Source organism: Rhodococcus artemisiae (assembly GCF_036327795.1).
Classification (GTDB): Bacteria; Actinomycetota; Actinomycetes; order Mycobacteriales; family Mycobacteriaceae; genus Rhodococcus; species Rhodococcus artemisiae.
Genome location: NZ_JAUTXY010000043.1, coordinates 1 through 1,770, shown reverse-complemented (window position 1 = coordinate 1,770; position 1,770 = coordinate 1). Strand labels below are relative to the sequence as shown.

At 62.1% G+C, this 1,770-nt stretch carries 1 protein-coding gene; it reads right to left on the bottom strand.

What is annotated here, in order from left to right:
* Positions 1-32: 32 nt before the first annotated feature.
* On the bottom strand, positions 33-1,655 hold the full coding sequence (locus Q7514_RS33070) for an IS1634 family transposase (RefSeq protein ID WP_330137385.1): 1,623 nt from the start codon (positions 1,653-1,655) through the stop codon (positions 33-35).
* Positions 1,656-1,770: the final 115 nt, after the last annotated feature.

Sequence of the window (1,770 nt, the reverse complement as noted above, 5' to 3'; positions counted from 1 at the left end):
ACCTGAGTTGGCTCATTTCGTTAGTGCGTGAGTCACCGGACTGAAATTCGATTCAGAATCTCGCGGATCTCGGGTTCGACCTGCGGCGGGAACGTATGCCGGGTGCCGTTGATCGCGATCGTCGCCGAACGCAACGGGCGCAGCTTCTTGACGACATGGCCGATCGCCAACCCGGTACGTTCCTGAACCAGACGCGAGACAGCCAACGCCGCGAACACGATCGTCAGATGCGCCTCGATCGAATCCTTCGTGCGATGAAAGATCGGCCGGGCCCGCAGATCCGTTTTCGACATCCGGAACGACTGCTCCACATGCCACAGGTCATGATATTTCGCGATCACCTCAGACGGATCCATCAGTGAGGCATAAGTATTCGTCACGTACCCTTTCAATCCCGAGAGGGATCGAGCACGCTCGAGCGACGCGGTATCGAGGCTGCGGCCCTGCGCGGTGGTCTTGACGAACCGAGTCGACTTCGGCGGTGTACCGCCGTCGACGACGGCCCGGGCGCGGGCTTCCTGCGCGTTCAACGTCTTCTCGTCCCGCGCCGCCCGGGCGGTCGAGTACTGCCACACCGCCCGCCACGCGTTCGGATGCGCGACCGGGTCCCACACGGGTTCGGCGCGTTTTCGGACATTGTTGACCTTCGAGCGGCCGTGTCTGGGGGTGATCGTGTCGACGATCTGACCATTGGTGAAAGCATTGCCGTGCCAATGAAAGTGCGAGGCAAGATCACCGGGCGCTTTGGTGACACGGGAGCCGACGATGAACTTCAGACCTGCCTCATCGAGGTCGGACAGATTCGACGCCGACAGCATCCCGGCATCAGCAGCGACGACCATCTCCACCCCGGTGATGTCGTGGCGCTGCTGGAACTGGCGCACGATCGGGACGATGGTGCGGGTTTCGGCGTGGTTCCCTTCGAAGCAACCGATTTCCAGGGGGAATCCGGTGCGGTCCACCAGGAGCCCGACGACGATTTGTGGGTCGACGCGTCGTTCCTTGCTGTAGCCGACTTTCCTTAAGGTGTCTTCCTTTTCGGCTTCGAAGTACAAGGTGGTGACGTCGTAGAGCAGCAAGGACAGACCGCCGGTTTCGGCGGCGTGGGCGAAGCACTGTCCGGCTATCGTGGCGCGGTAGTCCTTGTCGAGGATCGAGCGCAGGTGGCGTTTGATGGTGGCGTAACTCGGTGGGTCGGCGCCGAGGTCACGCAGGACTCGGACGGCATCGAGTTTCGACCCGGGTTCGACGATGCGGGCGATCACCAGGTCCCGGAAGACCTCATCGTGGATTCGGTCGAATCCCAGCTGGTCGTAGGCGGTGTGCAGGGCGTCCCGGAGCAGCACCGACGCGGTGGTTTCGGTCCGGCCCGGCGCATCGAGCACCGGGGGTTGTTCGTCGATCGGTGTCGGCAGCAGCGTTGCTTGCCCGGTGGGAAGAACGCTTTCGACGGGCAGTTGTGGGGTGATGCCCAGGTCGAGGGCTTGTTGGTCGGGGTCGAGCAAGGCTCGGGCGCGTTCGAGGAGCATGCCGAGTTCGATGTCGGTGTGGGCGGACCCGATGTGTTTGACGATTTCTTGCCGGCCGTTGTTGTAGCGGGCGATCTGCACGGCGGTGGCTCCGGATTTGGTTCGAACCTTCCTGATGAACGCCACTTGATGAGCGTAGACGGGCGCGGTTAGTGCGTGAAATCAGCCATTCAGAATCGAGAAGATCCTGGTCACAGCCCTGCGATCAGGATTTGTGGCCTGGAGTGAGCCAAGTCAGGTC